Consider the following 5,211-nt stretch of genomic DNA (forward strand, 5'->3'; position numbering starts at 1 on the left):
AGGGACGCTGACGCGTCCCCCATTTTATTGGCCGCCTAAAGGCGGCCTTAGCGCCACATGTTCATTTGGTCGAGCCGGGTATCCTCGGCCTCCTGCTTGCGGATGTATTCCCTGATCACCGCTTCGTCTCGACCGACGGTCGAGACGAAGTATCCCCGAGCCCAGAAGTGCTGCCCTACGAAGTTGCGCTTCCTCTCGCCATAGACACGCGCCAGGTGGATAGCGCTCTTGCCTTTGATGTACCCGATCACTTGCGACACCGCATACTTGGGTGGGATCGAAATCATCATATGAACATGATCCGGCATCAAATGCCCCTCTTCGACCCTGCACTCCTTCTGCATCGCCAATCTGCGGAACACCTCCCCGAGATGCTGCCTCAACTCCCCGTACAGCGTCTTCCTGCGGCACTTGGGAATGAAGACCACGTGATATTTGCACTCCCATTTGCTGTGGCTTAGGCTCTCGTAATCGTCCATCGCGAAACTCCTTCTCGTGTGCGTGGTGGCTCACGAGTCGCGAGTTTCGTCGATGGACGACCGCCTGAAATGTCAAACTTCTGCTGCCTCCCCGGCAGAGCCGGGGGGCCTCCCTTGTTAGGCTAGGACATCACCGACGAGCAGCAGCTCGCCTTTGCGCTCAATTTCGGCCAGAGGGAAAACAGGCACGGCGGCACCGTCACCAGAAAGGAGGACTACCGCCTCGCCTCCGGACTGAACGACGTCTCGAATCTCGGCAAGGACGGCAAGCCGCTGGCGAAGGACGATCGCACCCATCTGTTCAATCTCGGCAACTGCCTGTGGCATTCCGACAGCTCGTTCCGCGCGATCCCGGCAAAATTCTCGCTGCTGTCGGCGCGCGTGGTGAACTCGAAGGGCGGCAACACCGAGTTCGCCGACATGCGCGCGGCCTATGACGCGCTCGACGACGAAACCAAGGCGGAGATCGAGAATCTCGTCTGCGAGCACTCGCTGATGTATTCGCGCGGCTCGCTCGGCTTCACCGACTACACCGACGAGGAGAAGGCGATGTTCAGGCCGGTGCTGCAGCGGCTGGTGCGCATGCACCCGGTGCATCGGCGCAAGTCGCTGTACCTCTCCTCCCATGCCGGCAAGATCGTCGGCATGAGCGTGCCCGAGGGACGGCTCTTGCTGCGCGACCTCACCGAGCACGCGACGCAACCGGAGTTCGTCTACGTCCACAAATGGAAACTGCACGACCTCGTGATGTGGGACAACCGCCAGACCGTGCACCGCGTCCGCCGCTACGACCAGTCGCAGCCCCGCGACATGCGCCGCGCCACCGTCGCCGGCACCGAACCGACGGTGCAGCAGCTGGCGGCGGAGTAGGCTGCTGTCGTCCCGGGGCGCGCGAAGCGCGAGCCCGGGATCCATAACCACAGGCAGATGTGGTTACGGAGACTCGGAGTTACGGCTTGTCAGAACAACGATGGCCTGTGGTTATGGGCCCCCGCCTTCGCGGGGGCGACACGGAGAGCGCTCAGGCGTGCCCGGCCTCGTTCGACAGCATGCCGGGATCGATGCCGATCTTGTGGAGCGCGCGGGCGTATTTCTCATCGACGTCGTCACCGAAGATGAGGTCCGCGTCCGCGTCGCAATGCAGCCAGCCGTTACCCTGGATCTCGGTCTCGAGCTGACCCGGCGCCCAGCCGGCATAGCCGAGCGCGAGGATGGCGTGCCTGGGACCCTTGCCGTTGGCGATCGCCTTCAGGATGTCCACGGTCGCGGTGAGGCAGACGCCGTCGTCGATCTTGAGGGTGGCGTTTTCGATGAAGAAATCGCTGGAATGCAGCACGAAGCCGCGGCCGGTATCAACCGGCCCACCGCGCAGCACCTTCATGCTCTCGGCGTTCTCGGGCAGCTTGATCTGCTCGCCCTTCTTGATGATACCGAGTTGCATCAGCAGTTCGGGGAAGTCGATGCTGCCGGCCGGATGGTTGACGATGATGCCCATCGCACCTTCCGCCGAATGCGCGCACAGATAGATCACCGAGCGCTCGAACCGCGGATCGCCCATCACGGGCATCGCGATCAGCAGCCTGCCGTCGAGATAGCCGGCCGAATTCTGCACGGGGCCGCCGGCCGGCTGGGTGCTGTCGCCAGTCCGTTTGCCTTCGGGAGCCATGATGAAGCACTCCGGTTTCGATTCCCATCCTGATGTCGGGGTCGGCGGCTGTCAAATCAAGGCTTGCAAACGAGGCTTGCAAATCAAGACTTGCAAACGAGGCTTGCAAATCAAGACTTGCCCGCGCCGGATTCCGATGCATCCATCACAAGCAATTCAATGGTTTGCGTTCGACCGACCCTGTAAAGACGCTGCATGCTCACCACGGTTCCCAGGCGCGCCGCGTTCGGCGTTGCCGCCACCCTCCTCGCTTGCGCGCTGTCGATCGAGGCTCGCGCCGATGACGCCTCGCCGTGGCAGCGCGACAGCCATTCCGCCGTGCGCCTGCTCGCGGGCTCGCGCAGCGGTCCGGTCCTGCTCGGCGGTCTCGCCTTCCAGCTCGAACGCGGCTGGAAGACCTACTGGCGCACGCCCGGCGATTCCGGCGTTCCGCCGCGGTTCGACTTCTCGAAGTCCGAAAACATCGAGGCCGTGACGGTACTGTGGCCGGCGCCGCTGAAATTCGACGACGGCGCAGGCGGCCATTCGATCGGCTATCACGACCAGATCGTGCTGCCGCTGCGCATCGTCGCCAAGAGCGCCGACAAGCCGGTGATCCTGCGCGCCGAGATCAGCTACGCGGTCTGCGAAAAGCTCTGCGTCCCGGTCGAGGCCAGCGCGGAACTCGGCTTCAACAGCGTCGCCTCGACCGAAGACGGCGCGCTGTTCGCCGCGCTCGACACCGTGCCGAAACCCGCCAATATCGGCGACCCCAATCCGTTGACGATCCGCGACGTCAAGCGCGACGGGCCAACCAAGGTCACGGTCGACGTGATCGCGCCCGACGCGCGGGAGGTCAATCTATTCGTGGAGGGGCCGACGCCCGACTGGGCGTTGCCGATTCCCGCTCCCGTGCCGCACGGGCCGCCCGGCGTGAAGCGCTTCGCCTTCGAACTCGACGGGTTGCCGCCCGGCGCCAAGCCGGACGGCGCCGCGCTGAAATTCACGCTGGTGGGGCCGGAACGCTCATACGAGTTCAATACCAATCTGGACTGACCATCGGCGCCCTGGCGAAGGCCTCATCCAACAAAATCTTAACGAATGGTTGCTACGTCGAAAGTTGCGCATGGATGGCGCGCAGGGGAACATTCGACGTGGCCGTGATGGACGCTCAACCCGCAAACGCCGAGCCAACCGGCCTCGCCGCGCGGCTGCGTGCGAAGCTGGCCGGTCTCGTGGGCGGAACCAGCGAGGCGTCACTGACGCGACGGCTCGCCGGCACCGTCTTCATCATCCGCGTGATCAGCGCAGCGCTTGCCTATCTGTCGCAGATCCTGCTCGCGCGCTGGATGGGCACCTCCGACTATGGCGTCTATGTCTATGTCTGGACCTGGGTGCTGCTGCTCGGCAGCATGATGGATTTCGGCATCTCGGCCTCGGCGCAGAAGATCATTCCGGAATACCGCACCAATGGCGAGCAGGCGCTGCTGCGCGGCTTTCTCTCCGGCAGCCGCTGGCTGACCTTCGCCGTGTCCGCGCTGGTCTCGCTCGCTCTCGCCGGCATCGTGAAGCTGCTATCGCCCTGGATCGATCCGGCCGAACGGCTGCCGCTCTATGTCGGCTGCATGACGCTGCCGGCCTTCGTCGTCGCCAACACGCAGGACGGCATCGCCCGCTCGCACGACTGGATGCAGCTCGGCCTGATGCCGCAGTTCATCATCCGCCAGGCGCTGATCATCGGCATCACGGCATCCGCCTTCGTGCTCGGCTTCCACCTCGGCGCTACCGCGGCGATGGTTGCGAGCGCGGCTGCCGTGTGGATCGCGATGACCGGCCAGATGCTGGTGCTGAACCGCAAGCTATCCGGCCACATCGAGCCGGGACCGAGGGCCTATGACGTCCGCGGCTGGCTGGCGGTCTCGCTGCCGATCCTCCTGGTCGAGAGCTTCTATCTGCTGTTGTCCTATACCGACGTGCTGGTGCTGCAGCAGTTCCGCCCATCCGACGAGGTCGGCGTCTATTTCGCGGTGGTCAAGACGCTCGCGCTGGTCTCCTTCATCCACTACGCGATGTCGGCGACGACGGCGCATCGCTTTGCCGAATACAACGCGCTCGGCGACAAGGCGCGCCTGTCGGCCTATGTCGCGGACGCCATCAACTGGACGTTCTGGCCGTCGCTTGCCGCGACCGCCATGCTGCTCGCCTTCGGCAAGCCTCTGCTGTGGCTGTTCGGCCCGCAATTCATGGTCGGCTACGACATCATGTTCATCGCCGCCATCGGGCTCGTGGTGCGCGCGGCGATCGGTCCGGTGGAGCGGCTTCTCAACATGCTCGGCCACCAGAAGGTCTGCGCGCTCGCCTATGCGCTGGCTTTTGCCATGAACGTCGTGCTCTGCGTCGTGCTGGTGCCGCGCTTGGGCGGTCACGGCGCGGCCGCCGCGACCTCGATCTCGCTGACCTTCGAGACGGTGCTGCTGTTCTGGATCGTGCGGCGCCGGCTCGGGCTGCACGTGCTGGCGTTCGGACGTTAGACGCCCTCGCGGACGATGTCCGTAGCGGACGATTGGAAACCAGCCAGACGCCTGATATAGTGCAGGCCATGGCACCAACGGATCTGCGAACCCTCCTGGAGCGAGCTCAGACTTGGCCCGAAGAGGCCCAGCAGGAGCTGACTGCGATTGCTGCCGAGATCGAGAGCGAGCTTCGCGGCGGCGAATATCCGGCGACCGCGGAGGAGCTGCGGATCATCGACGCCGCCATCGCCTCTGTCGATCTCGGTGAAGTCGCGACCGATGCTGATGTCGCAGCCGCGTTCGCGAAATTCCGCCGCGGATGAAGCTCGTCTATTCCCGACGAGCGCTCGCCGATCTTGCCGACATCGCAAACTAGGTAAGTATCCCCCGGCAAAGCCGGGGGCTTTAGGAATTGGGCTGCTCAAAGCAGCTGTAAGGGACGCTGACGCGTCCCCCATTTTATTGGCCGCCTAAAGGCGGCCTTAGCGCCACATGTTCATTTGGTCGAGCCGGGTATCCTCGGCCTCCTGCTTGCGGATGTATTCCCTGATCACCGCTTCGTCTCGACCGACGG

At 64.1% G+C, this 5,211-nt stretch carries 5 protein-coding genes and 2 pseudogenes; 4 read left to right on the forward strand and 3 right to left on the reverse strand.

Translation table 11 applies throughout. The annotated features are described in order from the left end of the window. Positions 1 to 47: 47 nt before the first annotated feature. Positions 48 to 479: an IS200/IS605 family transposase gene (gene tnpA, locus KGM94_RS23125; RefSeq protein ID WP_253624511.1), complete on the reverse strand. Its 432-nt coding sequence runs from the start codon at positions 477 to 479 to the stop codon at positions 48 to 50. A 126-nt stretch (positions 480 to 605) separates the two neighbouring features. Here tnpA and KGM94_RS23130 point away from each other — a divergent pair. Then, positions 606 to 1,349 (forward strand): annotated as a pseudogene (locus KGM94_RS23130) (TauD/TfdA family dioxygenase); the annotation flags it as partial. Positions 1,350 to 1,500: 151 nt separating this feature from the next. On the opposite strand, the gene KGM94_RS23135 reads toward KGM94_RS23130, so the two are convergent. Next, positions 1,501 to 2,145, reverse strand: coding sequence for a YqgE/AlgH family protein (locus tag KGM94_RS23135; RefSeq protein ID WP_300264471.1), 645 nt, complete (start codon positions 2,143 to 2,145; stop codon positions 1,501 to 1,503). A gap of 195 nt (positions 2,146 to 2,340) precedes the next feature. Between KGM94_RS23135 and KGM94_RS23140 the strand changes: the two genes are divergently transcribed. The 3 genes from KGM94_RS23140 (at position 2,341) to KGM94_RS23150 (ending at position 4,960) form a co-directional block, all read left to right on the forward strand. Then, positions 2,341 to 3,180 (forward strand): protein-disulfide reductase DsbD domain-containing protein, encoded by an 840-nt coding sequence (locus KGM94_RS23140; RefSeq protein WP_300264473.1) that lies wholly within the window; start codon positions 2,341 to 2,343, stop codon positions 3,178 to 3,180. Positions 3,181 to 3,278: 98 nt separating this feature from the next. Beyond that, complete coding sequence (locus tag KGM94_RS23145) at positions 3,279 to 4,655, forward strand: polysaccharide biosynthesis C-terminal domain-containing protein (RefSeq protein ID WP_300264475.1); 1,377 nt, start codon at positions 3,279 to 3,281, stop codon at positions 4,653 to 4,655. Between the two features lie 32 nt (positions 4,656 to 4,687). Further along, positions 4,688 to 4,960, forward strand: a complete 273-nt coding sequence (locus KGM94_RS23150; RefSeq protein ID WP_300264477.1) for a hypothetical protein — start codon at positions 4,688 to 4,690, stop codon at positions 4,958 to 4,960. A gap of 159 nt (positions 4,961 to 5,119) precedes the next feature. Here the strand turns inward: KGM94_RS23150 and KGM94_RS23155 are convergent. Then, positions 5,120 to 5,211: pseudogene (locus KGM94_RS23155) on the reverse strand (IS200/IS605 family transposase); the annotation flags it as partial.

Source organism: Bradyrhizobium sp., assembly GCF_028868675.1.
GTDB lineage: Bacteria > Pseudomonadota > Alphaproteobacteria > Rhizobiales > Xanthobacteraceae > Bradyrhizobium.